Origin of the sequence: Chromobacterium violaceum ATCC 12472, from assembly GCF_000007705.1 — a bacterium.
GTDB lineage: Bacteria > Pseudomonadota > Gammaproteobacteria > Burkholderiales > Chromobacteriaceae > Chromobacterium > Chromobacterium violaceum.
This window is the reverse complement of sequence record NC_005085.1, coordinates 387,547-411,222: the sequence shown is the minus strand read 5'-3', so window position 1 is coordinate 411,222 and position 23,676 is coordinate 387,547. Positions and strand designations below refer to the sequence as shown.

General features: G+C 68.1%; 25 protein-coding genes. 13 read left to right on the top strand and 12 right to left on the bottom strand.

Going from position 1 to position 23,676, the window contains the following annotated elements:
- Window positions 1-20: 20 nt before the first annotated feature.
- Complete coding sequence (locus tag CV_RS01905) at window positions 21-677, bottom strand: class I SAM-dependent methyltransferase (RefSeq protein WP_011133949.1); 657 nt, start codon at window positions 675-677, stop codon at window positions 21-23.
- A gap of 308 nt (window positions 678-985) precedes the next feature.
- Complete coding sequence (adh, locus tag CV_RS01900) at window positions 986-2,491, bottom strand: aldehyde dehydrogenase (protein ID WP_011133948.1); 1,506 nt, start codon at window positions 2,489-2,491, stop codon at window positions 986-988.
- 276 nt (window positions 2,492-2,767) lie between these two features.
- Between adh and CV_RS01895 the strand changes: the two genes are divergently transcribed.
- Window positions 2,768-4,615, top strand: coding sequence for a sigma-54-dependent Fis family transcriptional regulator (locus tag CV_RS01895; protein WP_043595294.1), 1,848 nt, complete (start codon window positions 2,768-2,770; stop codon window positions 4,613-4,615).
- Between the two features lie 37 nt (window positions 4,616-4,652).
- Here the strand turns inward: CV_RS01895 and CV_RS01890 are convergent, their stop codons facing one another.
- The 3 genes from CV_RS01890 to CV_RS01880 form a co-directional block, all read right to left on the bottom strand.
- Window positions 4,653-5,711: a bifunctional transcriptional activator/DNA repair enzyme AdaA gene (locus CV_RS01890; protein WP_011133946.1), complete on the bottom strand. Its 1,059-nt coding sequence runs from the start codon at window positions 5,709-5,711 to the stop codon at window positions 4,653-4,655.
- A complete protein-coding gene (locus tag CV_RS01885; RefSeq protein WP_011133945.1) occupies window positions 5,698-6,471 on the bottom strand; it encodes an isocitrate lyase/PEP mutase family protein in 774 nt (257 codons plus the stop codon). Before CV_RS01885 ends, CV_RS01890 begins: the two co-directional genes overlap by 14 nt.
- 230 nt (window positions 6,472-6,701) lie before the next feature.
- Window positions 6,702-7,406 carry a pseudouridine synthase gene (locus tag CV_RS01880; protein ID WP_011133944.1) on the bottom strand — a complete coding sequence of 235 codons (705 nt, stop codon included), beginning with the start codon at window positions 7,404-7,406 and terminating at the stop codon, window positions 6,702-6,704.
- Window positions 7,407-7,504: 98 nt separating this feature from the next.
- On the opposite strand from CV_RS01880, the gene CV_RS01875 reads away from it, so the two are divergent.
- Window positions 7,505-8,488 carry an FUSC family protein gene (locus CV_RS01875; RefSeq protein WP_043595291.1) on the top strand — a complete coding sequence of 328 codons (984 nt, stop codon included), beginning with the start codon at window positions 7,505-7,507 and terminating at the stop codon, window positions 8,486-8,488.
- Here CV_RS01875 and CV_RS01870 read toward each other — a convergent pair.
- Both CV_RS01870 and CV_RS01865 read right to left on the bottom strand, forming a co-directional pair.
- The gene (locus tag CV_RS01870; RefSeq protein WP_158303295.1) at window positions 8,470-10,368 is read right to left on the bottom strand and encodes a sensor domain-containing diguanylate cyclase; all 1,899 of its coding nucleotides are present in this window, start codon (window positions 10,366-10,368) and stop codon (window positions 8,470-8,472) included. The two genes, CV_RS01875 and CV_RS01870, sit on opposite strands and share 19 nt — an antisense overlap.
- A gap of 94 nt (window positions 10,369-10,462) precedes the next feature.
- A complete protein-coding gene (locus CV_RS01865) occupies window positions 10,463-11,353 on the bottom strand; it encodes a PAS domain-containing protein (RefSeq protein ID WP_011133941.1) in 891 nt (296 codons plus the stop codon).
- Between the two features lie 118 nt (window positions 11,354-11,471).
- On the opposite strand from CV_RS01865, the gene CV_RS01860 reads away from it, so the two are divergent.
- Complete coding sequence (locus CV_RS01860; protein WP_011133940.1) at window positions 11,472-12,041, top strand: TetR/AcrR family transcriptional regulator; 570 nt, start codon at window positions 11,472-11,474, stop codon at window positions 12,039-12,041.
- On the opposite strand, the gene CV_RS01855 is transcribed toward CV_RS01860, so the two are convergent.
- Window positions 12,029-12,805 carry a substrate-binding periplasmic protein gene (locus CV_RS01855; protein ID WP_210426044.1) on the bottom strand — a complete coding sequence of 259 codons (777 nt, stop codon included), beginning with the start codon at window positions 12,803-12,805 and terminating at the stop codon, window positions 12,029-12,031. The genes CV_RS01860 and CV_RS01855 overlap by 13 nt on opposite strands.
- A gap of 150 nt (window positions 12,806-12,955) precedes the next feature.
- Window positions 12,956-14,374 (bottom strand): DEAD/DEAH box helicase, encoded by a 1,419-nt coding sequence (locus CV_RS01850; protein WP_011133938.1) that lies wholly within the window; start codon window positions 14,372-14,374, stop codon window positions 12,956-12,958.
- A gap of 230 nt (window positions 14,375-14,604) precedes the next feature.
- Between CV_RS01850 and CV_RS01845 the strand changes: the two genes are divergently transcribed.
- Together CV_RS01845 and CV_RS01840 are read left to right on the top strand one after the other, a co-directional pair.
- Window positions 14,605-15,279 (top strand): MliC family protein, encoded by a 675-nt coding sequence (locus tag CV_RS01845; protein ID WP_011133937.1) that lies wholly within the window; start codon window positions 14,605-14,607, stop codon window positions 15,277-15,279.
- A gap of 75 nt (window positions 15,280-15,354) precedes the next feature.
- Window positions 15,355-15,891 carry a YaeQ family protein gene (locus CV_RS01840; RefSeq protein ID WP_011133936.1) on the top strand — a complete coding sequence of 179 codons (537 nt, stop codon included), beginning with the start codon at window positions 15,355-15,357 and terminating at the stop codon, window positions 15,889-15,891.
- On the opposite strand, the gene CV_RS01835 is transcribed toward CV_RS01840, so the two are convergent.
- Window positions 15,855-16,091, bottom strand: a complete 237-nt coding sequence (locus tag CV_RS01835; protein ID WP_043595286.1) for a hypothetical protein — start codon at window positions 16,089-16,091, stop codon at window positions 15,855-15,857. The two genes, CV_RS01840 and CV_RS01835, sit on opposite strands and share 37 nt — an antisense overlap.
- 150 nt (window positions 16,092-16,241) lie before the next feature.
- Here CV_RS01835 and CV_RS01830 point away from each other — a divergent pair, with 150 nt between their 5' ends.
- The 5 genes from CV_RS01830 (at window position 16,242) to CV_RS01810 (ending at window position 19,613) form a co-directional block, all read left to right on the top strand.
- Window positions 16,242-16,772 (top strand): GNAT family N-acetyltransferase, encoded by a 531-nt coding sequence (locus CV_RS01830; protein WP_011133935.1) that lies wholly within the window; start codon window positions 16,242-16,244, stop codon window positions 16,770-16,772.
- 44 nt (window positions 16,773-16,816) lie between these two features.
- Window positions 16,817-17,314, top strand: coding sequence for a YgjP-like metallopeptidase domain-containing protein (locus CV_RS01825; protein ID WP_011133934.1), 498 nt, complete (start codon window positions 16,817-16,819; stop codon window positions 17,312-17,314).
- Window positions 17,315-17,421: 107 nt separating this feature from the next.
- Entirely contained in the window at window positions 17,422-18,012 is a 591-nt protein-coding gene (locus tag CV_RS01820; RefSeq protein ID WP_011133933.1) for an alpha/beta hydrolase, read from the top strand.
- 38 nt (window positions 18,013-18,050) lie between these two features.
- Window positions 18,051-18,992: a substrate-binding domain-containing protein gene (locus CV_RS01815; RefSeq protein WP_011133932.1), complete on the top strand. Its 942-nt coding sequence runs from the start codon at window positions 18,051-18,053 to the stop codon at window positions 18,990-18,992.
- 78 nt (window positions 18,993-19,070) lie between these two features.
- Window positions 19,071-19,613 carry a DUF2059 domain-containing protein gene (locus CV_RS01810; protein WP_043595284.1) on the top strand — a complete coding sequence of 181 codons (543 nt, stop codon included), beginning with the start codon at window positions 19,071-19,073 and terminating at the stop codon, window positions 19,611-19,613.
- Here the strand turns inward: CV_RS01810 and CV_RS01805 are convergent, their stop codons facing one another.
- Complete coding sequence (locus CV_RS01805) at window positions 19,614-19,832, bottom strand: hypothetical protein (protein WP_011133930.1); 219 nt, start codon at window positions 19,830-19,832, stop codon at window positions 19,614-19,616. It lies immediately after the preceding gene.
- Window positions 19,833-19,927: 95 nt separating this feature from the next.
- On the opposite strand from CV_RS01805, the gene CV_RS01800 reads away from it, so the two are divergent.
- The 3 genes from CV_RS01800 (at window position 19,928) to CV_RS01790 (ending at window position 22,281) form a co-directional block, all read left to right on the top strand.
- Complete coding sequence (locus CV_RS01800; RefSeq protein ID WP_011133929.1) at window positions 19,928-20,743, top strand: substrate-binding periplasmic protein; 816 nt, start codon at window positions 19,928-19,930, stop codon at window positions 20,741-20,743.
- Between the two features lie 53 nt (window positions 20,744-20,796).
- Entirely contained in the window at window positions 20,797-21,690 is an 894-nt protein-coding gene (locus CV_RS01795) for an NYN domain-containing protein (RefSeq protein WP_011133928.1), read from the top strand.
- Between the two features lie 66 nt (window positions 21,691-21,756).
- Complete coding sequence (locus CV_RS01790) at window positions 21,757-22,281, top strand: GNAT family N-acetyltransferase (protein ID WP_011133927.1); 525 nt, start codon at window positions 21,757-21,759, stop codon at window positions 22,279-22,281.
- On the opposite strand, the gene CV_RS01785 is transcribed toward CV_RS01790, so the two are convergent.
- Window positions 22,241-23,545 (bottom strand): chloride channel protein, encoded by a 1,305-nt coding sequence (locus CV_RS01785; protein WP_080508898.1) that lies wholly within the window; start codon window positions 23,543-23,545, stop codon window positions 22,241-22,243. The two genes, CV_RS01790 and CV_RS01785, sit on opposite strands and share 41 nt — an antisense overlap.
- Window positions 23,546-23,676: the final 131 nt, after the last annotated feature.

Sequence of the window (23,676 nt, the reverse complement as noted above, 5' to 3'; positions counted from 1 at the left end):
GCGACCAGCCTGGGCCAGCGTCAGTGCCGGCTGGGCAGCCGATAGCGCAGCAGCCAGAAATGCTCCCGCCGCATCAAGGCGATCTCGGCCGCGCCATAAGGCGCCAGCAGGATGCGGAATTCCGCCTCGGTCGGAAAATTCTTCAACACCCGGCTCTGCCCGCCGTCGTGGCGAGGCCGGCTCTGGTAGCCGTTGCCTTCGCTGTCGTACTCCACCACCGGGAATTGCCCGCCCTGGGCCTCGCTGTTGTCCAGCAGGATCACCGTCGCGCCGGGCGCCAGGCAGCCGTGCAGCGCGGCCAGCGCCCCCTCGCGCCGCTGCCTGGGCAAGTGGGAAAACCACAGGCCGGCGAACACCGCGTCGAAGGGCTGGGCCGGCCGCGGCAGCGTCTCCACCTCCCCCACCGCGAACGCCACGCCGCCCACGCCCGGCCGCTGCCCGGCCAGCGCCAACGCGCCCGCCGATACGTCCAGCGCCTGGTAGGCGCGCGCCGCCGGCGCCAGGTACTGCGTCCAGTAGCCGCTGCCGCAAGCCAGCTCCAACACTCTGCGGCCAAAAAACTGCGGCGGCAGCCAGCGTCGCAGCCAGGCCAGATCCAGCGCCCGCTCCGGCTGCTCGTAAACCGTATCGTAGAAAGCCACGCGCTCGGCGTAGCCGTCGTCGTCCCTATCCATCATCTCTCCGCTGGCCTCCCTGAAACCCCGTCAGCATATCACCATCCCTCACCCTCATCTCGATAACATTAATACGTAAATACAACACGTATTTCATTATAAAAATAATATTTGAACTTCAACTCTAGACCTAATCGATAATCAAACCATAGGGAAGCCACCCAAAAATCGGGTCAGGCAAAGCGCGGCCGGTGGCCATCCAGGCTCGCCCAACGGCGGCGGCGGCAAAAAACCCGCCGACAGAAACGGCGGGCCGAGGGAGCACGCTTCGGCGAACCCGCCGCCATCGCGACGGGCCGCCTGTCCGGTGATCAGAAGAAGCCGAGCTTGTCTTCGGCGTAGCTGACCAGCAGGTTCTTGGTCTGCTGGTAGTGTTCCAGCATCATCTTGTGCGTTTCGCGGCCGATGCCCGACTGCTTGTAGCCGCCGAAGGCCGCGTGCGCCGGATAGGCGTGATAGCAGTTGGTCCACACCCGGCCGGCCTCGATGTGGCGGCCCATGAAGAAGGCGGTGTTCATGTCGCGCGTCCACACGCCGGCGCCCAGGCCGTACAGCGTGTCGTTGGCGATGGCCAGCGCCTCGTCGCGGTCCTGGAAGGTGGTCACCGACACCACCGGGCCGAAGATCTCCTCCTGGAAGATGCGCATCTTGTTGTGGCCGTGGAACACGGTGGGCTGGATGTAGAAGCCGCCCGCCAGATCGCCGTCCAGCTGCGCGCGCGCGCCGCCGGCCAGCACCTTGGCGCCTTCGTCGCGGCCGATGGCGAGATAGCTCTGGATCTTGTCCATCTGCTCCTGCGACGCCTGCGCGCCTATCATGGTCGCCGGGTCCAACGGGTTGCCCTGCTTGATCGCCGCGACGCGGGCCAGCGCCTTTTCCATGAAGCGGTCATAGATGGACTCGTGGATCAGCGCGCGGCTGGGGCAGGTGCACACCTCGCCCTGGTTCAGCGCGAACATCACGAAGCCCTCGATCGCCTTGTCGAGGAAGGCGTCGTCCTTGGCGGCGACATCGCCGAAGAAGATGTTCGGCGACTTGCCGCCCAGCTCCAGCGTCACCGGGATCAGGTTCTGGCTGGCGTACTGCATGATCAGCCGGCCGGTGCCGGTCTCGCCGGTGAAGGCGATCTTGGCGATGCGCTTGGAGCTGGCCAGCGGCTTGCCGGCCTCGACGCCGAAGCCGTTGACCACGTTGAGCACGCCCGGCGGCAGCAGGTCGCCGATCAACTCCATCAGCACCAGGATGGACAGCGGCGTCTGCTCGGCCGGCTTCAGCACCACGCAGTTGCCGGCGGCCAGCGCCGGCGCCAGCTTCCATGCCGCCATCAAAATGGGGAAATTCCACGGGATGATCTGGCCGACCACGCCCAGCGGCTCGTGGAAATGATAGGACACGGTATTGGCGTCGATCTCGCCCAGGCTGCCTTCCTGCGCGCGAACGCAGGAGGCGAAATAGCGGAAGTGATCGATGGCCAGCGGAATGTCGGCGGCGCGGGTCTCGCGGATCGGCTTGCCGTTGTCCCAGGTTTCCACCTCGGCCAGCAGCGCCAGGTTGGCCTCCATGCGGTCGGCGATCCTGTTCAGCGCGATGGCGCGCTCAGTCACCGGCGTGTGGCCCCAGGCATAGCGGGCGGCATGGGCGGCGTCCAGCGCCAGCTCCACGTCCTGCTCGTCCGAGCGGGGAATCTCGCACAAGGGTTTGCCGGTGATCGGCGTCACGTTCTCGAAGTAGCGGCCGTTGACCGGCGGCACCCAGCGGCCGCCGATGTAGTTGGCGTAACGCGATTTCAGTTCGAATCCCGGCTTCAGGCTTTGCATCGCAGTCTCCTCGTCAAATGATGGCGGTGCGTCCAGCGGACCCAGCCCTTAGCGCAAGGCGCATGCCAGGGAAAATCCATATTGCATGGCAACATCCTCCTTCCCCCGGCAGGCCGGCGCATTCCGCCGCGGCATGCGGCGGCGCAGCAAACAACTGGAAAATCAGCCGCTTGCCAGCGCGCGAAAAGCGGCCATAATCGGCGGCATTCCCCTCGCAAACCGTCGCAGGCCGGCACAGCTGTCCCGCCCCCGCGCGACACCTCGCCGGAGCCGAGCATGAAGCCCACCGCCCGCCTGCCGCTGGATGAAATCCGCCGCCGCTTCTTCTCCGACCAGCCCTTGCCCGGCCAGGCGCTGCCGCCGTCCATCCTGCATTCCTGGCAGCGCTGCCGCGGCCTGGGGCTGCCCGCCGGCGGCCGCGGCGGCGATCGGCTGACCGACGGCGAGCTGCGCGAGCGGCGCGATGCCAGCGCGGCCTGGCTGGAGCCGTCGCGGCCGGCGCTGGCCGGACTGTTCGAACAGGTCAGCGCGCAGGGACTGGCGCTGGTGGTCGCGGACCGGAACGGGTGGATACTGGATCAGAGCGGCGACATCGGCTTTCTCGACAAGGCCGAGCGGCTGGCGCTGACGCCGGGCATGGACTGGAGCGAGGCCGCGCGCGGCACCAATGCGATCGGCACCGCGCTGGCCGCGGCCGACAGCGTGCTGGTGCGCGGCGCCGAGCACTACCTGGAACGCAACCGGGCGCTCAGTTGCGCCGCCAGCCCGCTGTTCGGCCCCCAGGGCCAGCTGCTGGGGGTGCTAGACATCAGCGGCCCCGGCCGCAAGCTGGGCGACGCGCAGCGGCTGGCGCTGCAGGCCGCCCGCGCGCAGATCGAGGCGCGGCAGCTGGAGGACGCCGCCCGCCATGGCTGGCTGTTCCGGCTCCACGCCGATCCGCGTTGGCTGGACAGCCCCGCCGCCTGCCAGCTGGCGTTCGACGGCGACGGCCGGCTGCTGGCCGCCAATCGCGCCGGTCTGACGCTGTGCGGACTGGAACCGGGCGACTGGCAGCCGCGCCACTTCGCCGCGCTGTTCGGCCAGAGCCTGGAGCATTGGCTGGAGCGCCACGGCCAGGCGGCCGGCCTGCTTAGCCTGGGCCAGCAGCGGCTGTCTGCCCGGCTGCGGCCGCCGCCATCCCGCCGTCCGTCCGCGCCCGCGCGCGCGGCGTTGCCCAGCGCCCCGCGCGCGTCTTCCGCCCCCGGACTGGACGGCCTGCCGGACTGGCTGTTTCCCACCGCGCTCAAACTGCTGGAAGCCGATATCCCGGTCTTGCTGCTGGGCGAAACCGGCACCGGCAAGGACAGGCTGGCGCGCGCGCTGCACCAGGCCGGCAGCCGGCGCGGCGCGCCCTTCGTGGCGGTCAACTGCGCGGCGATACCGGAAGGGCTGGTCGAGGCCGAACTGTTCGGCTACCAGCCCGGCGCCTACACCGGCGCCAGCCGCCAGGGCAGCAAGGGACGGCTGCGCGAGGCCGATGGCGGCGTGCTGTTCCTGGATGAAATCGGCGACATGCCGCTGAGCCTGCAGGCGCGGCTGCTCAGGGTGCTGCAGGACCGGGAAGTGACGCCGCTGGGCGGCGGGCCGGCACACAGGCTGGACATCCGGCTGATCTGCGCCACCCACCGCGACCTGCGCGCGCGCGTGGACGACGGCGGCTTCCGCGCCGATCTCTACTACCGGCTGTGCCACTATCCGCTGCGGCTGCCGCCGCTGCGCGAGCGCGGCGACGTCGCGGCCATCGCCCAGGCCATGCTGGACGGCCTGGGCGCGGGCCGGCGCGGCATCTCGCTGACGCCGGAGCTGGCGCGCGCGCTGCGCGGCTACCGCTGGCCCGGCAATCTGCGCGAGCTGTCCAATCTGCTGGCCACGCTGCTGGCGCTGGCCGACGACGGCGCGGCGCTGGACGTCGAACACCTGCCCGCCGACCTGCGCGATGACATGGCGGCGCAGGGGCATGCGGTGGCGGACAACGCCATCGCCGAGCTGCTGCGCCGCTGCGGCGGCAACGCCAGCGCGGCGGCGCGGGCGCTGGGCATCAGCCGATCGACGCTGTACCGGCGGCTGGGCAAGACTTCCAAGTAACCGCTGCCGCAAATAATCAGCCCGAAAGCGCGCCCGCTCAGCTGCGCGGCAAGGCATGCCGCCGCTCATGCGCCAACAACCATTGCTTGCGTGCCAAGCCACCGCCATAGCCAGTCAGCGAGCCATCCGTTCCCAACACCCGATGACATGGCACCACGATGGCCACTCGGTTGGCTCCATGGGCGCGCGCCACGGCCCGCACCGCCTCCGGCCTTCCCAGGCTCTCCGCCTGGTCGGCATAACTGGCTATTTCGCCGTATGGAATGGTTTGCAGGGCCTGCCAAACTGACTTTTGAAACTCGCTGCCGGGCATATCCAGCGCCAGATTGAACTGGAAGCGCGTACCGGCGAAATATTCCCCCACTTGGCGCTCAGCCTGACGTGTGTGCTGATTTTCACCGGCAAGGATGCGCGCCTGCAGCAGCCGTTGCAGATCGTGGAACTCGGTTTCCAGCGTCTTGCGATCGACAAACGCCATCAGGCAAACGCCGCGCTCGCTAGCGCAGACGAACATCGGCCCCAAAGGCGTAGTGAAGCGGTGGATGCGGATGATCTGAGCAGCGGCAGTGGGCGCGCATCCGGTCAATTTCTTGCAGGTGTAGCCAAAGCCGCTGAGAGAGTCATAGCCGCAGTCGAGCGCAGCATCGGTGGCGCAACGGCCGCCCTTGAGCTCCTCCAAAGCCATATTGATGCGCACGGAGCGCTGGAAAGCATGGAAACTCATGCCATAGTGCTGCTGAAACCAGCGCCTGACCCGCTCCGGACGGCATCCAAGCAATCTGAGCCCGTCATCGCTCAGACGCGCCTTCGGGTGTTGGCGCAACCAAGCGATCGCCGCGGCGACGTCAGAAGGCGCGGTATGGGCATTTTCGCTTGGCCTGCAAACCTTGCAGGGCCGGTAACCGGCATCAAGCGCGTCTTTCAAATCGGTGTAGAACACCACATTTTCCCGCTTAGGCTTGCGCGCTCGACAGGTGGCGATGCAAAACACGCCCGTGGTCTTCACGCCCACGTAGAAAATACCGACATGATCCGCCGCGCGCTCCAGCAAGGCGCGATAGAACGTGTCAATCTGCCGGGGGTCAGTGACCCGCATGGTCGAATACTGCCTGAAACGATTGCGCGCTCTTCACCGCCCCCAAAAGCTGCCCCAGGGTTTGCTGCATGCGCTCATACAAGAAATTACCCATGCTGATGCGTTTGACGCCCAGCTTTGACAGCGCCTGAAACGATGGCAAATCGGGCATGCACATCACGTTCAAGGGCAAAGGCACCGCTGCCGCAATCGCGGCGATATCCAGCTCGCCCGTCACGCCGGGCACAAATAAACCATCGGCGCCGCTAGCGGCATAAAGCCCGCTGCGCACGATGCTCTCTTGGCATGCGTTTTCCCTTCCCAAAAGATAAGCATCGGTGCGCGCATTCAGGAACATCTCAACGCCGACCGCCAGCAAGCCGGACCGTATCTCGCGCAAGCATCGGGAAAATGCTTCAGCCTCAACCATCTCTCGGCGATCATTGCGCACCACGCTATCTTCCAGATTGACCCCCACTACGCCCAGAGCAGCCAATTTTTGCAAGTTCGCCACGATAGCCTCGGCGCTCTCCCCATAGCCCGCCTCCAAATCAACGGTCAGCGGCAAGCTGCTTGCCGAGCGCAGACGGGCGACTAGCGCAATAAGCTCGGCGAAGCCCATCGCCTCGCCATCGGAATAGCCCAGCATATCCGAGATGGCCGCGCTGGAAGTACCGATGGCGGCATAGCCTGCCGCCTCCGCCAGGCGCGCGCTGGCAGCGTCCCAAACGTTGGCGAGCAGTAACGGTTCGGCTTGACGATGCAGTTGGGCAAAATCCACGGAAGGCTCCTGTATTGAATACAGGCGCCAGTATGTCCGCCGGGCTTTCCCCTCCACAACCGAAAACTGGACAAGCATTTTTCTTGGCCTGCCATAGCAAGCATGTACGGAAACCTGCGCGCAAACGCTACTGATCGCGCCAGCAATGTCCGGGGCCAAAACGCATGGCCGCCCATGAAAAAACGGCGAGGAGACATGCTCTTCGCCGTTTTTTTGGGTTTCCGATTCAATCAGAAGCCGAAGGCAGCCAATTCTTCCGCCGTCAGATGCCGCCACTCGCCGACCGGCAAGTCGCCGAGCACGATGGCGCCCAGGCTCTCGCGGTGCAGCGCCTCGACGCGGTTGCTGGCCGCCGCCACCATCCGCTTCACCTGGTGGTACTTGCCTTCGGTAATGGTCAGCAGGATGGTGTGCGGATCGATCTGCTCGACGCTGTCGGCGGCGAACTCGCGCGCCTCGTCGTTGAGGTAGACGCCGCTCTGCAGCTTGGCGATCAATTCCGGCGTCGCCTCGTGCTTCAGCGTGACGCGGTAGACCTTGGGCACCAGCTTCTTCGGCGAGGAGAGCGCGTGGATGAACTGGCCGTCGTTGGACAGCAGGATCAGGCCGGTGGTGTCCACGTCCAGCCGCCCCACCGCGCTGACGTCCAGCCTGGCGAACTGATCCGGCAGCAGCCGGTAGACGCTGGGGTGGCACTGCGGCTTGTGCGAGGTCTCGTAATTGGCCGGCTTGTGCAGCAGGAGGTACAGCGGGCCGGTCACCAACGGCCACGGCTCGCCGTCCACCGCCAGGCTGGCGATGTCGGCCAGCTCGAACTGGGCGCGGTAGTCGTCCACCACCTCGCCGTTCACTTCCACCAGCCCGTATTCGATCAGCTGGCGGCATTCCTTGCGGCCGCCGAAGCCTTGTTGTTGCAACAGTCGATAGAGTTCCATGGCCGGATGGTAGCACGCGCGCCGCGCGCCCGCCGGCTTGCCTGCGGCGGCAGGGGACGCCATAGTCATCTGGAGCGGACTGAGCGAAAGATAGCGGCATGCCTTATCCGAGATACGCGCTGCACAGCCTGGGCTGGATGCGTTACCAGCGGCGGCGCATCCAGCGCGCGGCCCTGTTCAGCGCCTTGCTGTTCGCGCCGGCGGCGGGGCTGACGCTGGCCGGACATGGCGGAGGGGTATTCCTGTTCGCGCTGGCGGCCAACTACAGCGCGCTGTGCATGATGCTGGCGCGCCGCTTGCAGCCGCTGTCGCTGCTGGCGATACCGGGCCTCTATCTCGCCGGCCGCCTGTGCGCCGGCCAACCGGCCGTCATGCTGGCCTTGCTGGCGGCGGGGCTGGCGCTGCAGGCGCTGAGCGCGCGCCGCGGCCTGCACAAGGGCGTGCAGTTCTGGCTGTTCGCGCTGCTGTTGGGCAATATGACGCCGGCGGCGGCGATTCCGCCGTGGCAGGAAGCGGCCTGGATGCTGCTGGGCGCAGGCTACGGCGGCGCGCTGGCCCGGCTGGGGCTGCAGGATTGGTTCCGCGTGCTGCCGGCGGCTTGCGCCGCCGACGCGCGCCGCTACGCCTGGCATCTGCTGCCCTGGGGCATCCTCGCCTGGCTGGCCGGCGGCTGGATGCGCAGCGCCCACGCGTGGTGGCTGCCTATCGCCGCCGTCGCCATCCCGGACCCGTCGCCGGACCAGATGTTGTGGCTGGCGCGCGAGCGGGCGATAGGCACGCTGGCCGGCGCGCTGCTCAGCGGCCTGCTGTACTGGACGCTGCGCGCGCTGGAAGCGCCGCCGATCTGGCATGTGCTGGCGCTGGCCTTGCTGCAGATGGCGATGCTGGTCGCGATGCGGCACAGCTTCCGCGTCTTCGTCGCGCTGCTGACCGCGCTGGTGCTGACGCTGCTGCCGCCCGGCCAGCTGGCCAGCGGCGCGCTGGAGCGGGTGGAGGACACGCTGGTCGCCGCGCTGCTGTTCGGGGCGCTGGCGTGGTTCCTGCGTCAGCGCCGGCCGGGGGCTCAGGACAGCAGCGACTGAAGCCGCGCGGCGACGCAGACCCGATCGCGGCCTTGCCGCTTGGCCTGGTACAGGGCCTCGTCCGCCGCCCGCACCACGCTCTCGGCGTCGCTGCCATGCAAGGGACACAACGCGAGGCCGATCGACAGCGTCACCGCCAGCGAATGGCCCAGCGCCTCCATCGGCCGCTCGCCCACCGCGCGCCGCAGCCCCTCGGCCTTGGCGTAGGCCGCCTCCAGCGTGGCGCCGGGCAGCAGCACGAAAAACTCCTCGCCGCCATAGCGGCAGACGATGTCGCCGCTGCGGAAGTGGTCGCTCAGGCAGGCCCCCAGCGCGGTCAGCACCGCGTCGCCGCAGCGGTGGCCATAAGTGTCGTTGATGCGCTTGAAATGATCGGCGTCCACCATCAGCACCGCCACCTCGCGATGCAGGGCCAGCATGTGGGCCAGCACCCGCGGCAGGATGTCGTCCAGGTGGCGGCGGTTGAACAGGCCGGTCAAGGGATCGCGCAGCGCCTGCTCGCGCAGGCCCTGCTGCAGCAGCTCGATCTCGCGCAGATGGCTGCGCAGCGCGGCGTTGGCGTCCTGCAGGCTCTGCTCCAGCCGCTTGCGCTCGCTGATGTCGTTGACGCCGTTGATCACGTACCAGGTCTCGCCGCTTTGCACCAGCTCGCAGGACACCAGCGCCCAGAATGGGCGGCCGCCCGCATCGCGCAGCCTCACTTCGCGGTCCCGCACCGCGCGTCCCTCCAGCAGCGCGCGCGCCACCTTCTCGCGCTCGGCCGGTTCGGCGTAGAAATCCTGCACCCGCAGCGGCCGGTCCGGACGCAGCCTGGCGCCGAACAGCTCCTCGGCGCGGGCGTTGGCATAGATCAGCTCCCCGCCGGCCAAGCGGTTCATCGCCAGCGGGAACGGCGCGGCGTCAGCCATCAGCCTGAGCCTCGCCTCGCTTTCCGCCAGCTGCCGGGTGCGCTCGGCCGACTTGGCTTCCCGTCCCCGCTTGGCCAGCAACAGATCGCGCTCGACGCCGCGGCGCTCGGCCAGCAAGGCGCCGAACGCCAGCAGCGTCGCCGACTGGACGATGCACAGAACGGCCACATTCAACAACCCATGGCCGGCATCGCCTGTCGCCAGCGCGCCCTGTCCCAGCCTGACGCCGGCCAGCGCCGACGCGACGATGGCAAGCGACAGCGCGTGCGCCAGCAGCAGGCGGCCATGAAACGCCAGCCACAGCAAGGGGAGAATCAACAGGATCGGCAGGAGGGCGCGGTCCCCGCCGCGGCCGTCGGCGACGACGCCCAGCCACAGCGCCAGTCCCAGCGTCGCCGCCGCCGCGAACACCGTTTGCGGCCGGAGTCTTCTCCCTGTCGGCATGCCGGCCAGCAACAGGAGCGGCGTCAGCGCCAGCACGGCGGCCAGGTTGCCCAGCCAGGCTCGACACAGCTCGGCCAGCCATTGCGCGGACGCTTGGCCATGCGCCGGCAGCATCGCGAACAGCCGGCCCAAGGCCGCCAGAGCGCTGGCCAACAGCGCCGGGCCGCCCAGGAAGGCCAGCGCCCCCGCCAGGTTTTGGAACGGCCGCCGCCGGGTCCGCGCCGCGGATGCGCCCAGCAGCGCCGCAGACGCGCCGCTGGCGCTCAGCAGCAGGATGCCGGCCCATCCCGGCCCGGGCTCGCGCCAGGCCAGCCAGCCCATGCCCACGACCAGGCCGGGCCACAGCCCCGCTCCGCCCCGCAGCAGCAGCGCCAGCGCGAACGGCAGGCCCAGCTGCTGCAAACCGGCCTGTTCCGCCGGCAGGCACAAGCCCAGCAGCAGCCCGCCTCCGCCGCAGCCGGCGGCCGCCGCCAGCTGCCCGGCCAACGTCCTCCCCCAACGGTGCCAGGGACTTGCGTCTGGCGGCATTCCATTTTCCATACCGCGGCGCTCCGTATCATCTGATTGGCATGTCAGATTAGACCGAGCGCGCCGGCAAATCCATCGCCGCCGCTTTCCGCCCTCAGCCTTCGGCGCCAGACGGCTGTTCCGCGTCCCGCAGACGCTGCCGCGCGCGCTCGAACGCGTGTTCAGGCGTCGCGTCGCCCGCCTCCGCCAGGCACAGGCCGGCGCGCAACGCGATGTACGCGCCGTCCGGCAGCCCGGCTTCGCCCAGCCCCGCGTCGAGCATCGTCCGGATGCGGGCCAGCACCAGCTGCGCCTCGGCCTCGCCGGACTCGGGCAGCAGCAGGCCGAACTCATGCCGCGACAGGCGGCCGGCGATGTCGCTTTCCCGCACCGCGGCGATGATGGCCTGGGCGACGATGCGCGTCAGCATCTGGCCCACCAGCTGGCCATAGGACCGGCGCAGCCGGCTCGGATCGTCGACCGCCAGCAACACCGCGGTCAGCGGCTTGCCCTGGCGGAACGCCAGCTGCATGCTCTTGGCGCCGACATCGAAGAACATCTGGCGGTTGAACAGGCTGCTGCCCTCGTCCGACACCACCATCCGGTACAGGGCCTCGCTGCGGATGTGGCGCGCGGTGATGTCCTGCTGCAGCGCGGCGAAATGGCTGAGTTCGCCGCTCTCGTCAAACAGCGGCAGCAAATGCAGGCGAGTCCAGTACGGCGTGCCGGAGCGATGGTAGTTGAGCAGCTCCACCGTGGTCTCCCTGCCGTCGCGCAGCGCGACGCTGAGCTGCAGCAGCGCCGAGGGATCGGTCAGCGGGCCCTGCAGCACGCGCGGCGAACGGCCCAGCAGCTCGCCCGCCTCATAGCCGCTCAGCCGGCACATCGCCGGATTGACGTAAACGATGATGGGACCGGGCAGCTGCAATGGCGCCACCTCGGTCACCATCACCGCGTCCTGGGCGTGGTCGACGATCTGGCGGAACAGGTTGAGCTGGAATGGCATGGCGTCGGCCCGCGGCGATCAGGATCATGATTTATTGATAGCAGCGCCGGCCGTTCGGCTCCAGCATGGCGCCGGCTTGTTTATATTACGAGAATCATCTGAACCATCGGGAGACGGCATGCGTTATCCGGATACGCACAAGGCCCAGACCCGCCGACGCATCGTGGCGATGGCGGCGCTGCGCTTCCGCGCCGAGGGCCTGTCCAGCGTCGGCATCGCCAACTTGATGGCCGACCTGGGCCTGACCCACGGCGGCTTCTACGCCCATTTCGCCGGCAAGGACGAACTCGTGGCCGCCGCCTGCGCCGAGGCGCTGCGGCAGATGGCGGATCAATGGCGCTCGCGGCTGGAGCGAAGCGAGGACGGCGGATGCCTGGCCGCGCTGGCCGAACACTACCTGAGTCCCGCCCATCGCGACTTCCCCGACTCCGGCTGCGCGGCGGCCGCGCTGGCCGGCGAGATCTCGCGCCAGGACGCGGGCGTGCGCCGATCGTTCGCAGCCGGCCTGGAGCCGCTGCTGGCGCTGCTGGACGAGGCCAGGCTCAGGGACGGCTCGGGCCCGTCGCCCGAGGCCAGCCTGGCGCTGATGGTGGGCGCGCTGCTGCTGGCGCGGGCGGTGCCCGACGCCGGCCTGTCGCAGCGTTTCCTGAACGAGGCGCGCGCGGCGCTGCGCGCTCAGGGAGAATAGCCGCGCGGCTGCAGGCAGGCCTCGCGCGTTTCCTGCAGCAGGCGCTCGAAGTCGCCGCTGTCCTGCAAGACCTTCAAGCCGCGGTTGAAGCGTTCGACCAGCTCCTTGCCGCGCGCGTGCTTGCGCCAGATCACCACGTGCAGCGGCGCCGACCAGAACGATCGGTTCTGCGCCTCCAGCTGCGTCCCCTGTACCGGCGGGAAATGATGGGCGATCAGGTAGCGGCCGACTTCCAGATCGATGGGAAACAGGTCGATGCGTCCGGCCAGCAGCTTGCGCAAATTGACCAAGTCGTCGGGGGCGCTGTCCACCGCCAGCGTGCCGTTTTTCGCCTGAGCGTCGAAATCGTCGGAATAATAGTTGCCGACCGTGACGCCGACCCGGGCGCCCTTGAGGTCGGCCCAGCGGCTCCAGTCCAGCCTGTGGCTCTTGCGCTGGTAGAACACCATGCGCGCCGACAGCACCGGCAGCGTGTACAGGAGGTCGCGCTTGCGCTCTTCCGTCGGCGCCCAGCCGAAGCTGCCGTCGACCTGGCCGTTGCGCGCCGACTGCAGAGTGCGGTTGTTGGGATAGTAGCGAAAGGAGACGTCGACGCCGCCGCGGGCGAAGGCTTCCTTCACCAGCCGCGACAGGATGCCGTCGTAAGGCAGTTCCTGGCCCATGTACGGGGGCCACTCCTGATTGGAGAGGGTGATCTTGAGGCGTTGGGCAGCCTCAACCGGAGCCGCCAGCAGCGCGGCCCAGCTCAGGATACCCAGCGCCAAGCCGTGGTATCGCATCGTATTCCCGATCTTGCAAAATGCCCGGAGCCGTCCTTTTTTTATATGCTGCGGACAGTCTCCAGGCGAGCATAACCGTCAATGCGATATGCATCAATGCGAACCTTTTCGGTGCAATTCACACCGAGGGCGCGCTCAGCGGTTTTTCGGCGGACTGAACAGCGCGGACTTGGCCGCCGCCGGCTTGGCGGCGCGGCCGCCCTGGCCGGCGCCCTGCCCCTGGCGCGGACCGCCGTTGCGGCCATGGCCGGCCGGCTTGCTTTCGGTCTGGTGGCGCGGCTTGGCCGGCGCGTTGCGCGGCTGGCCCTGCCCCTGGCCGTGGCGCTGGCCTTGTCCCTGGCCGCCGCGTCCCTGGCCTTGTCCGCGGCCGCGCGCGCCGCCGCCCATCGGAATCGGCTCCGGCTTGACGTTGAGGTCGGCCTCGAAGCCCGGCACGGTGAAGCGCTCGATCGACATCTTGATCAGCTTCTCGATGTCGCGCAGGAAGCTGAACTCGTCGACGCACACCAGCGACAACGCTTCGCCCGGGCTGCCGGCGCGGCCGGTGCGGCCGATGCGGTGCACGTAGTCTTCCGGCACGTTGGGCAGCTCGAAATTGACCACGTGCGGCAGCTGGTCGATGTCCAGGCCGCGCGCGGCGATGTCGGTGGCCACCAGTACCTGCAATTCGCCGCTCTTGAAGTCGGCCAGCGCGCGGGTGCGCGCGTTCTGGCTCTTGTTGCCGTGGATGGCCGCGGCCGGGATGCCGATCTTGTCCAGCTTCTCCGCCAGGCGGTTGGCGCCGTGCTTGGTGCGGGTGAACACCAGCACCTGGAACCAATTCTGCTCGCGGATGAGATGGATCAACAGCTCGGTCTTCTTGTCGCGGTCAACTAGGTGTACCTTTTGGCTCACCAGTTCGTTGGTGGTGTTGCGGCGCGCCACCTCCACCAGCTTGGGGTTGTCCAGCAGCTTGTCGGCCAACGCCTTGATCTCGTCGGAGAAGGTGGCGGAGAACAGCAGGTTCTGACGCTGGGCCGGCAGCTTGGCCAGCACCTTCTTGATGTCGTGGATGAAGCCCATGTCCAGCATGCGGTCGGCCTCGTCCAGCACCAGGATTTCCACGCCGGACAGGTCGACGGTCTTTTGGCCGACATGGTCCAGCAGGCGGCCCGGCGTCGCCACCAGGATATCCACCGGCGCGCGCAGCGCCTTGATCTGGGGATTGATGTTGACGCCGCCGAACATCACCAGCGACTTCAACGGCAGGTATTTGCTGTAAGTGCGCACCGACTCTTCCACCTGGGCGGCCAGTTCTCGGGTGGGGGTCAGCACCAGCGCGCGCGGACGGCCGGCGTGATGGCTGGGCGAGCACATCAGCAGCTGCAGCAAGGGCAGCGTGAAGCCGGCGGTCTTGCCGGTGCCGGTCTGGGCGGCGGCCAGCAGATCGCCGCCTTGCAGCACTTGCGGGATGGCCTGGGCCTGGATAGGGGTCGGCGTGGTATAACCGGTGTCGGCGACCGCGCGCAGCAGCGGGTCGGCCAGGCCGAGGTCGGCGAAGGTAAGATCGGACATAATATGCTCCTGCGACGGCCCATCGCAGGAACTGCGACCAATCCAGGCTGACGGGAAAAAGAAGTTTGGCTCGATGATGAGAAAGGCGCGCGGGACTGGTACTCGCACGAAGCGCCGAAGTTTACAGCCAATCTCCGGCATTGGGAACTCGCCGCCGCGAATGGCCGCCAAAAGCCGACACCGACAACGAATCGGCTCGCTATAATACGCGTCGTACTCAAGGATAGATTATGCCCGTAGCCCCATCTCGGCTGATAGGCTTGTTTCTGCTGCTGCCCGCGTTGGCCCTGGCCAACAAGAACGGCCCTGCCTCGCGCGCAGGCGGCGAGGGAAATCCGCCGCCGGCCGCCGCCGCCGTCCTGCCGCCGGTGGCCACCGACTTCCACTGCGACCAGCCCGCCAACATGGTGGAAAGCATGGTATGCCAGGATGACGGTCTGACCCGACTGGACAACCGGCTGGAAAAGGTCTACTCCCAGGCGCTGAGCCAGGCCGAACAAAGCCGCAGCGGCGCCCAGGCCAAGCTGATCGCCGAACAGAAACGCTGGGTGAAGAGCCTGAAGGATTGCCTGAAGGACGAGGATCCCCACATGTGCCTGGGCGACACCTACATCCTGCGCGTCACCCAGCTGCAGGCGACGTGGAACCTGGCGCAATCGCTGACGCCGCTGCGCTACCTGTGCCGCGGTCCGGCCGGCGCCACCATCCTCGCCACCTTCTACCGCACCCACCCCGCCACCGCCAAGCTGGAGCGCGGCAACGCGCTGGTCATCGTCCACCAGGGCCTGAGCGGCAGCGGCGCGCGCTACCAGGGCCAGGGCGTCGAGTTCTGGATCAAGGGCCGCGACGCCAGCGTCAACTGGCGCGGCGAATCGCTGGAATGCACCAGCCAGCCCTCGCCTTGACGCCGGGCGGCGGTTAGAATCGGACGCCCTGCCGCAATGTCGCGCCGGGCGAACCCGATTCAAAAAGATCCCGCCATGGCCCTGAACGCCACCATATACAAAGCCACCCTGACGCTGTCCGACATGGACCGCGGCTATTACGCCACCCACCCGCTGACGCTGGCCCAGCACCCGTCCGAGACGCTGGAGCGGATGATGCTGCGCATCGCCGCCTTCGCGCTCAACGCCAGCGACACGCTGGCCTTCACCCGCGGGCTGTGCGCCGACGACGAGCCGGAGCTGTGGCAAAAGAATTACGCCGACGAAATCGAGCTGTGGGTGGACCTGGGCGAGCCGGACGAGAAGCGGCTGAAGAAGGCCTGCTCCCGCTCCGAGCGCGTGGTGCTGTACAGCTACGGCGGCCGCGCCAGCGAAGTGTGGTGGGGCCAGAACGAGGGCAAGCTCGCCCGCCTGGACAAGCTGGAAGTGTTCCGCATCGATTTCGACGCGCTGCAGGCGCTGGCCGCGCTCGCCGAGCGCAGCATGCAGCTGACCGCCACCATCCAGGATGGCCAGCTATGGCTGAGCTGCGGCGATCAAACCGTTCTGTTGGAGCCGATGCGGCTGAAATGACGCGCCAGCCAGCCGCCCAGCCATTGCAGCAGACTCGGCCGGGGCGGCTGATAGCGGCGTCCGGCCTTGATGCCGGCCAGCAGCCGGCGCTGGCGCAGCGTCTGCCCGCCGTCTTGTTTGGCGGGCAGGCGGCTGAGGATCGCCACGCCGGAGGCTTCTCTGCAGCTGCGGCGCAGCGCGGTTCTGACGGGTATCGCCATCGTTCGCGTCCTTGTCCCGTGACATTTTCCCGCCCATGCTAGGCCGCCGCCGCTAAATTTCCGGCAAAAAAGCGTGTCCTCCGCATCAAGAAAAGCTAAATTCATCGGCTGAGAAGCCCTGTTCCACGTGAAACCCGCCGAGGAAGCCCGATGCTGGAATTGCGCCCCGCCCGCGCCGCAGACGTCCCCGCGATCGCCGCCATGCACGCCGCCAGCTGGCGCGCGAGTTACCGCGGCATCCTGCCGGACGACTACCTGGATCGGTACGCCGCCGACGAAAGGCTGTCCTTGTGGCGCCGCCGTTTCGAAACCGCCTCCCCGCCCTGGGTGCGGCTGGCCTGCTGGGATGGCGAGCCGGTCGGCTTCGTCTGCCTGCTGCCGGAAGAAGCGCCCGAGCTGGGCGTCTATCTTGACAACCTGCACGTGCTCCCCGGCCAGCAGGGCCGCGGCATAGGGCGCGCGCTGATGGCCGCCGCCGCCGCCGAGGCCGAACGCATCGCGCCCGGCCGGCCGCTCTATCTGTGGGTGTACGAACGCAATGCCGATGCCTGCGCCGCCTACGACAAGATGGGAGGCGTCGTGATGGCGCGCCGCGAGGTGGACACCGCCGCCGGCACCCGCGCCATCGCGCTGCGCTACAGCTGGCCCGAGCCAGCCCGCCTGCGCGCCGGCAAAGCTTGAGCGGAGGCAACACCGCGCGCCGCCGCGGCCTTACAATGGATGCCATGCCCACTCTCAAATACCTGCCGCACTATCCGCCAGCCCTGGTGCAACAGGCGCAGGCGCTATTCGATTCCGGCGAGCTCGGCGCCCTGCTGCGCAGCAAGTATCCGGACGGCCATGACGTGCAGACCGACAAGGCGCTTTACCAGTTCGTCTCCGCGCTCAAGCAGCGCCACCTGAAAAACGCGCCGCTGCCGGCCAAGGTGCTGTACGACAACCAGCAGCATCCGCTCAAGGGCACGCTGGGCACCAATACCACCATCTCCCGGGTGCAGGGCGGGCGCTTGAAGAGCAAGAGCGAAATCCGCATCGCGTCGCTGTTCCGCGAGCTGCCGCTGCCCTTCCTGCAGATGATCGTCGTGCACGAGCTCGCCCACCTGAAAGTGCGCGATCACGACAAGGCCTTCTACCAGCTGTGCTGCCACATGCAGCCCGACTACCACCAGTTGGAGTTCGATCTGCGGCTGTGGCTGAACTGGCGCGAGCAGCGGCGGAATTGAGCGGCCGCGCCATTTATGGCGCAAGGGAATAACAAAACAATTCCTTATTATTTTTCAACCTATTCCGGCCGCGCTACAGTCAGACCATCGTCTCCCGCGAGTCCGACATGTTCGCCACCCTGCAACCATTCGACCTGATCATCCAGCCCGGCTGGAACAACTCCGGGCCGCGCCACTGGCAAAGCCACTGGCAACGGCGGCTGGGCGCCCGCCGCGTCGACAACGCCGACTGGGCCCGTCCCCAGCTGGACGACTGGCTGGACGGCCTGGACGCGGCGCTGGAGCGCTGCGCCAAACCGGCGCTGGTGATCGCGCACAGCCTGGGCTGCATCGCGATCGCCCATTACGCGCAATGCCGGCCGGACCGCATCGCCGGCGCGCTGCTGGTGGCCCCGGCGGACGTCGAGCGCGCCTTCGTCCCCGCCGAGCTGATGAACTTCGCGCCCGTGCCGCGCCATCCGCTGCCGTTTCCGTCCAAGATCGTCGCCAGCAGCAACGACCCGTTCTGCAAGACCGCCCGCGCCGCGCGGCTGGCCGGCTACTGGCAGGCGCCCATCACCTGGCTGCAGCATGCGGGCCACATCAACGCCGACTCCGGACACCAGCAATGGGAAGAAGGCTGGCCGCTGTTGCGCCAGCTGGCGTGGCGCGCGCAGCGCCATCTCGAATCCAGGACGGTCGCAAGCGCGACGGGATGAGCTAGACTGATACCAGTCAGACTCGCACCCGTCCCGCCATGCCCCGCACTCCGCTCTCCTGCCTCGCCCTGCTCGCCTGCGCCCTTCCCGCCGCCGCCGCGGACCCGTCCCGCATCGGCATCTCGGTCGGGGCGCTGGACAACCCGTTCTACCAGGCGCTGGCGCGCGGCGCGGTGCAGGCCGCCCACCGGCTCAATCCAGGCGTGCGCATCACGTCTCAATCGGCCAATTTCACGCTGGGGCAACAGCAGCAGCAACTGCGGCAGCTGATCGCGCAGAAAGTGGACCTGATCCTGCTGGGCGCGGTGGACAGCAACGCGGTGGCCCCGCTGGTTCGCCAGGCCCGCGCCGCCGGCATCACCGTGGTGGCGGTGGACGTGGACGCGCCCGATGTCGACGGCACGGTGAAGTCCGACAACCATCTGGCCGGCGAGATCGTCTGCCGCTACCTGGCCCAACGGCTGCGCGGCCGCGGCACGCTGATGATCCAGGGCGGGCCGCCGGTCACCTCGGTCAGCGACCGCATCGCCGGCTGCCATGCCGCGCTGGCCGCCTTTCCCCACATCCGCGCAGTCGACGACGGCCTCAACGCCCAAGGCTCCAGCCTGGGCGGCCAGCGCGCGATGCAGCAGGCCTTGCAGCGCTGGCCGGATATGGCCGCGGTGTTCACCATCAACGACCGCCAGGCGCTGGGCGTGGAGAAAGCCTTGCTCGCCGCCGGGCGAAAGCAGGTGCTGATCGGCTCGGTGGACGGCTCGCCCGACATCGAGCGCGCGCTGCGGCTGCCCGGCCAGATCGTCGTCTCCGCCAGCCAGTCGCCGTACCTGCTGGGACGCGAAGCGGTGAAGCTGGGCGTCAAGCTGCGCCGCGGCGACACCTCCGTCCGCCACGTGACGGTACCGGTGGGACTGGTCACCCGCGACAACCTCTCCCGCTACCAGGGTTGGCAAGCCGCGATGCCGGGCGCCGGCCAGCCCTGACCGCGCGGGCTTTGACCTGGGCGTCCGCCGGTGTCACACTGCCGGCTCGACATCCATTACCAGATCAAAGGATTTGCCATGTTTGCTTCCCGCTCGATCAAGGCCGGCATCGCCGCCCTGCTGCTGTCCCTGCCGCTGCTCGCGCACGCCGACGCCGCCCAGGAAGCCGGAGCCAAGGAACTGGCCGCCACCCTGAATCTAGACAATATGTTGCCCGAGCTGGCGCAGCGCACCTCCGCCAGCGCGCTGCCGCTGCTGCAGGAATACTTCGTCAAGAACAAGATCAAGCTCTCCGAAGCGCAGCAGAAAAAGGCGCAAGCCGGCCTGAAAGGCTACGGCGACAACATCCAGAAGCTGGCCGCAGACTACTTCGGCTCCGCCGCCGTCAAGCAGCAGTTCGAACAGACCGTGGTGAAGAACTTCAGCGCCCAGTTCAGCGCCGATGAGCTGAAACAGATCAACGCCTTCTACAAGAGCCCGGTCGGCCAGAAATTCATGAAGCAGCAGCCGCAGATCGTCAACGGCATCGCAGGCGAGACGCTGAAGAGCGCCGAGAAGGCGCTGCTGCCGAAGATGCAGGCCGCCGCCGAGACTTACGGCAAGACCATCGCCAAGAAATAATCAGTCCAGCATCAGGCTGAGCCGGCGCGCGCGCTCCAACGCCGCGTCGGCGCCGTCCCATTCGTCCTGCCACACCCATAGCCGGCACTGCCGGTCCAGCATCTCCACCAGCCACAGCCCGCTGCCGCCAGGCAGCAGCACCCGGCGCGCCCGCACCGGCCGTCGGTAATTGAACACCACCATGTCGCTGGTGGTCATCGGCGCTTCGGCTCGTCTCATGTCGCCCCCCTTCGTGTCCTCCGGGGTCAACGCAAAAGCCATGCCACCGGCTACACGCTATAACGATGGTATTCCCCTCATGGAGCGTTGCCGCGATGCGCCGGTCCGCCATTCGACTGTTGCCCATGCTGTGGTCCGCCTGCTGCGCCGCGGCGCCGCAGACGGTGACCATCCTGACCGACAACGGCTATCCGCCTTACTCGTACGAGGCCGGCGGGCAGGCTCAAGGCATCTACAACGACATCCTGCGCGCCGCCTCCGACCGGCTGAGCGGCTACCGGATAGAACTGCACCCGGTGCCGTGGAAACGCGGCCTGGCGGAACTGGAAGCCGGACGCGCGCTGGCGCTGTCCCCGCCCTATTACCGTCCCGGCGAACGCCCCTTCATGCGCCCCTACTCGGTGCCCATGCTGCGCGAGAAAGTGGTGGTCTACTGCCGGGCGGCGGTGATGAGGCTGCCCCGCCCGGTGTGGCCGAACGACTACCTGGGGCTGCGCTTCGGCAACAACGCCGGCTTCCGTCCCGGCGGCGGCGCCTTCTGGGCGCTGGTGGACCTGGGACGGATTTCGATGGAGGAGGCGCCGGACGTCCGCACCAACCTGCTGAAGCTGATCCGCGGCCACCTGGATTGCTACCAGAACGACAAGCTGGCGATAGACATGGAGCTGGCGAAGCTGCAGCGGCTGGGCCTGTACCGCGAAGGCCAGCTGGCCGAGGCCGCGACGGTGTCGGAAGAACAGGGCTACGTCGGCTTCACCGACCGCGACGGCGGCCGCTTCCCGTACAAGCAGGACTTCATCCGCGAATTGAACCAGGCGCTGGCCGGCATGAAACGGGACGGCACCGTCGACCGCATCGTCGGGCACGCGCTGAACGCCGCGCGCAGCCAGCCGGCTTCGGCCAGTTTTTGACAGCCGGGAAAGCCCCGACATAGCATGTGCTGTCGCCCTACACGAAAGACTCAATGGAAAACCGCAAACTGGCGGTATTGATAGACGCCGACAACGCCCAGTCCTCGCTGATCGCCGAATTGCTGGCCGAGGTGGCCAAGTACGGCACCGCCATCGTCAAGCGCGCCTACGGCGACTGGACCACCACCCAGCTCAAGGGCTGGAAGGAAGTGCTGCACCAGTACGCGATCTCGCCGATACAGCAGTTCGCCTACACCAAGGGCAAGAACTCCACCGACTCCGCGCTGATCATCGACGCGATGGACCTGCTGTACACCGGCAATTTCGACGGTTTCTGCCTGGTGTCGTCGGACAGCGACTTCACCCGGCTGGCCACCCGGCTGCGCGAAGGCGGCCTGACCGTGATCGGCCTGGGCGAGCAATCGAAGACGCCGCGTCCCTTCATCGCCGCCTGCGACAAATTCGTGTTCACCGAAATCCTGCGCCCGGCGCCGCCGGCCAAGCCGAAACCGGAAACGGCCGCGACGGCGGACAAGCCCAAGGCCCGCAGCAGCCGCACGCGCGCCAAGGCCGCGCCGCACAAGGAAAAGCATCCGCTGCAGGACATGTTCACGTCTGCGATCGAGGCGGTGGCGCGCGACAGCGGCTGGGCAGAGCTGTCGGCCGTCGGCTCGTATCTCGCCAAGAACGACCCCTCGTTCGACCCGCGCAACTGGGGCCATGGCCGGCTATCGCAGATGGTGAAGAAACTGGACTTCCTGACGGTGCAGGAGAGCCGCAACGGCTCCAAGCTGCATAGCGAAATCCGGCTGCGCCACGACGGCGAAGCGGCCGTCGCCGAGCCCGCGGCGCCCGTCGAGACGCCACAGCCTTCTCCGTCCGAGGAGGCCGCCCCGCCGCCGCGCAAGAAGCGCAGCCCGCGCAAGAAAATCTCACCCGCCGGTTGAATACTGGTACGTTAATTGCTCAGGCCTTGACTCAGGGCCCCGAACGACCTCAAGCAAGGACAGAACATGCAGATTCGTGAAGCCACTCTTGAAGACCTGGCCGCGATACTCGACATCTACAACGAAGTGATCGCCACCACCACCGCCGTCTACAACGACGACCCGCTGACCCCGGGCGAGTTCGCGGTATGGTTCCAGGACCGCGCCGCCGCCGGCTACCCGGTGCTGCTGGCGGAGGACGAGGACGGCCGCGCGCTCGGCTTTTCCAGCTTCGGCGATTTCCGCGCCCGCCCCGGCTACCGCTTCACCGTCGAGCACAGCGTGCATCTGACCGCCGACGCACGCGGCAAGGGCATAGGCACCGCTCTGGTGCAGGCGCTGTTCCCGCGCGCGCAGGCGCTGGGCAAGCACACGATGCTGGGCGCGGTGGACGCCGACAACGAGGCGTCGATCCGTTTCCACGAAAAGCTGGGCTTCGTCCAGGTGGGCCGCCTGCCGCAAGTGGGCTTCAAGTTCGGCCGCTGGCTGGACCTGGTCTACCTGCAGCGCTTCATCGACGAAACCAGCAGCGGCCCGGCGCCGGACGCCTGAGCTCCGCTTCGTCCTGGTACAGCGCCCGGCCGCCCAGCCGGCGGCCGATATGCGCCGCCAGCCATGCGGCCAGCGCCACCGGCGGCAACATCGCGTAGGCGCCGGTCAGCTCCATCAGCATCAGCACCGCCAGCACCGGCGCGCGCGCGGTGGCGGCCAGGAAGGCCGCCATGCCCACCAGCGCCGCGCCCCCCGCCGGCAGCCAGCCCGGCAGCAGCATGTTCAGCACTTGCCCGGCCAGCGCGCCGCCGGCCGCGCCGGCGAACAGCATGGGCGTGAAGATGCCCCCGACGGCGCCCGAGCCGCTGGTGGCGGAGGTGGCCACAAGCTTGCACGCCAGCAGCGTCAACACCAGTTGCCAGGCCGGATCGCTGACCAGCAGCCACGAAACCGTGCTATAGCCATTGCCCCACATCTGCGGCCAGAACCAGGCCAGCCCCCCGACCACCGCGCCGCCCAGCGCCATCCGCCACGGCAGCCGCAGCGGCAATCTGCCCATCGCCCGGCGGCCCAGCTCCATCGCGCCCATGAACAGCGGCGAAGCGACGCCCAGCAACAGCGCCAGCAGGCAATAGCCGGCCAGGGCCAGATGGTCGGGCGCCGCCAGCGGCGCGGGTTGATACAAGGGAGCAAGACCGAACAGGCGATCGACGGTGAGGCTGGCGGTCAGCGCCGCCAGCAGCAGGGCCGGCAGCGCGCGCCAATCCAGACGGCGCCACACCACCTCGCAGACGAAGGCGACGGCCGCCAGCGGCGCATGGTAGGCGGCTGCCCAGCCGGCGGCGATGCCGCAGGCCACCAGCAGGCGGCGGCGCGGCAGGCCCAGCGACGCCAGCCGGGCCAGCAGCGAGCCGCCCAGCGCGGCCAGCGCCACCATCGCGCCCTCGCGGCCGATGGAGCCGCCGCTGGCGACGGTGGCAAGCGACGACAGGCTGTTGACCAGGGTGCGGCGCAGGCTGAGCCGGCCGTCGCCGACGCGCACCGCCTCCAGGTAGTCGCCTTCGGCGGCGCCGCGCAGCAGATGCCGGCCCTGCTGCAAAATCAGGCCGGCCAGCAGGCCGCCCAGCACCGGCGCCAGCGCGCGTTGCCAGGGCGCCAGCTGGCGCGCGATTGCCACCAGGCTGCCGCTGCGTCCGCTCAAGCCCTGCTCGATCGCATGCAATGCGAATTGAAAGCCCAGCACCAGCAGCGCGCCCAGCGCGCCGCAGCCGGCCGCCAACGGCAAATTCAGGACAAGGGTATGGCGCCGCCACCACGGCTTCATCGTCTGACCGCCTCCCGGGGACGCCGACCGGCTCCCGCTTGCTCTCGCCCGCCTGCGGCGAGTCGCAACAAATGAAAAGCGCCGCAGTCTCCCGCGGCGCTTTCCCGATTTTTACTGCCACTGTCGAACGC

What these genes read in the sequence shown, in the direction of transcription:
- CV_RS01905 (WP_011133949.1), bottom strand. Translation starts at nt 677, where the DNA reads ATGATGGATAGGGACGACGACGGCTACGCCGAGCGCGTGGCTTTCTAC.
- adh (WP_011133948.1), bottom strand. Translation starts at nt 2,491, where the DNA reads ATGCAAAGCCTGAAGCCGGGATTCGAACTGAAATCGCGTTACGCCAAC.
- CV_RS01895 (WP_043595294.1), top strand. Translation starts at nt 2,768, where the DNA reads ATGAAGCCCACCGCCCGCCTGCCGCTGGATGAAATCCGCCGCCGCTTC.
- CV_RS01890 (WP_011133946.1), bottom strand. Translation starts at nt 5,711, where the DNA reads ATGCGGGTCACTGACCCCCGGCAGATTGACACGTTCTATCGCGCCTTG.
- CV_RS01880 (WP_011133944.1), bottom strand. Translation starts at nt 7,406, where the DNA reads ATGGAACTCTATCGACTGTTGCAACAACAAGGCTTCGGCGGCCGCAAG.
- CV_RS01875 (WP_043595291.1), top strand. Translation starts at nt 7,505, where the DNA reads ATGCCTTATCCGAGATACGCGCTGCACAGCCTGGGCTGGATGCGTTAC.
- CV_RS01870 (WP_158303295.1), bottom strand. Translation starts at nt 10,368, where the DNA reads ATGCCGCCAGACGCAAGTCCCTGGCACCGTTGGGGGAGGACGTTGGCC.
- CV_RS01865 (WP_011133941.1), bottom strand. Translation starts at nt 11,353, where the DNA reads ATGCCATTCCAGCTCAACCTGTTCCGCCAGATCGTCGACCACGCCCAG.
- CV_RS01860 (WP_011133940.1), top strand. Translation starts at nt 11,472, where the DNA reads ATGCGTTATCCGGATACGCACAAGGCCCAGACCCGCCGACGCATCGTG.
- CV_RS01850 (WP_011133938.1), bottom strand. Translation starts at nt 14,374, where the DNA reads ATGTCCGATCTTACCTTCGCCGACCTCGGCCTGGCCGACCCGCTGCTG.
- CV_RS01845 (WP_011133937.1), top strand. Translation starts at nt 14,605, where the DNA reads ATGCCCGTAGCCCCATCTCGGCTGATAGGCTTGTTTCTGCTGCTGCCC.
- CV_RS01840 (WP_011133936.1), top strand. Translation starts at nt 15,355, where the DNA reads ATGGCCCTGAACGCCACCATATACAAAGCCACCCTGACGCTGTCCGAC.
- CV_RS01835 (WP_043595286.1), bottom strand. Translation starts at nt 16,091, where the DNA reads ATGGCGATACCCGTCAGAACCGCGCTGCGCCGCAGCTGCAGAGAAGCC.
- CV_RS01830 (WP_011133935.1), top strand. Translation starts at nt 16,242, where the DNA reads ATGCTGGAATTGCGCCCCGCCCGCGCCGCAGACGTCCCCGCGATCGCC.
- CV_RS01825 (WP_011133934.1), top strand. Translation starts at nt 16,817, where the DNA reads ATGCCCACTCTCAAATACCTGCCGCACTATCCGCCAGCCCTGGTGCAA.
- CV_RS01820 (WP_011133933.1), top strand. Translation starts at nt 17,422, where the DNA reads ATGTTCGCCACCCTGCAACCATTCGACCTGATCATCCAGCCCGGCTGG.
- CV_RS01815 (WP_011133932.1), top strand. Translation starts at nt 18,051, where the DNA reads ATGCCCCGCACTCCGCTCTCCTGCCTCGCCCTGCTCGCCTGCGCCCTT.
- CV_RS01810 (WP_043595284.1), top strand. Translation starts at nt 19,071, where the DNA reads ATGTTTGCTTCCCGCTCGATCAAGGCCGGCATCGCCGCCCTGCTGCTG.
- CV_RS01805 (WP_011133930.1), bottom strand. Translation starts at nt 19,832, where the DNA reads ATGAGACGAGCCGAAGCGCCGATGACCACCAGCGACATGGTGGTGTTC.
- CV_RS01800 (WP_011133929.1), top strand. Translation starts at nt 19,928, where the DNA reads ATGCGCCGGTCCGCCATTCGACTGTTGCCCATGCTGTGGTCCGCCTGC.
- CV_RS01795 (WP_011133928.1), top strand. Translation starts at nt 20,797, where the DNA reads ATGGAAAACCGCAAACTGGCGGTATTGATAGACGCCGACAACGCCCAG.
- CV_RS01790 (WP_011133927.1), top strand. Translation starts at nt 21,757, where the DNA reads ATGCAGATTCGTGAAGCCACTCTTGAAGACCTGGCCGCGATACTCGAC.
- CV_RS01785 (WP_080508898.1), bottom strand. Translation starts at nt 23,545, where the DNA reads ATGAAGCCGTGGTGGCGGCGCCATACCCTTGTCCTGAATTTGCCGTTG.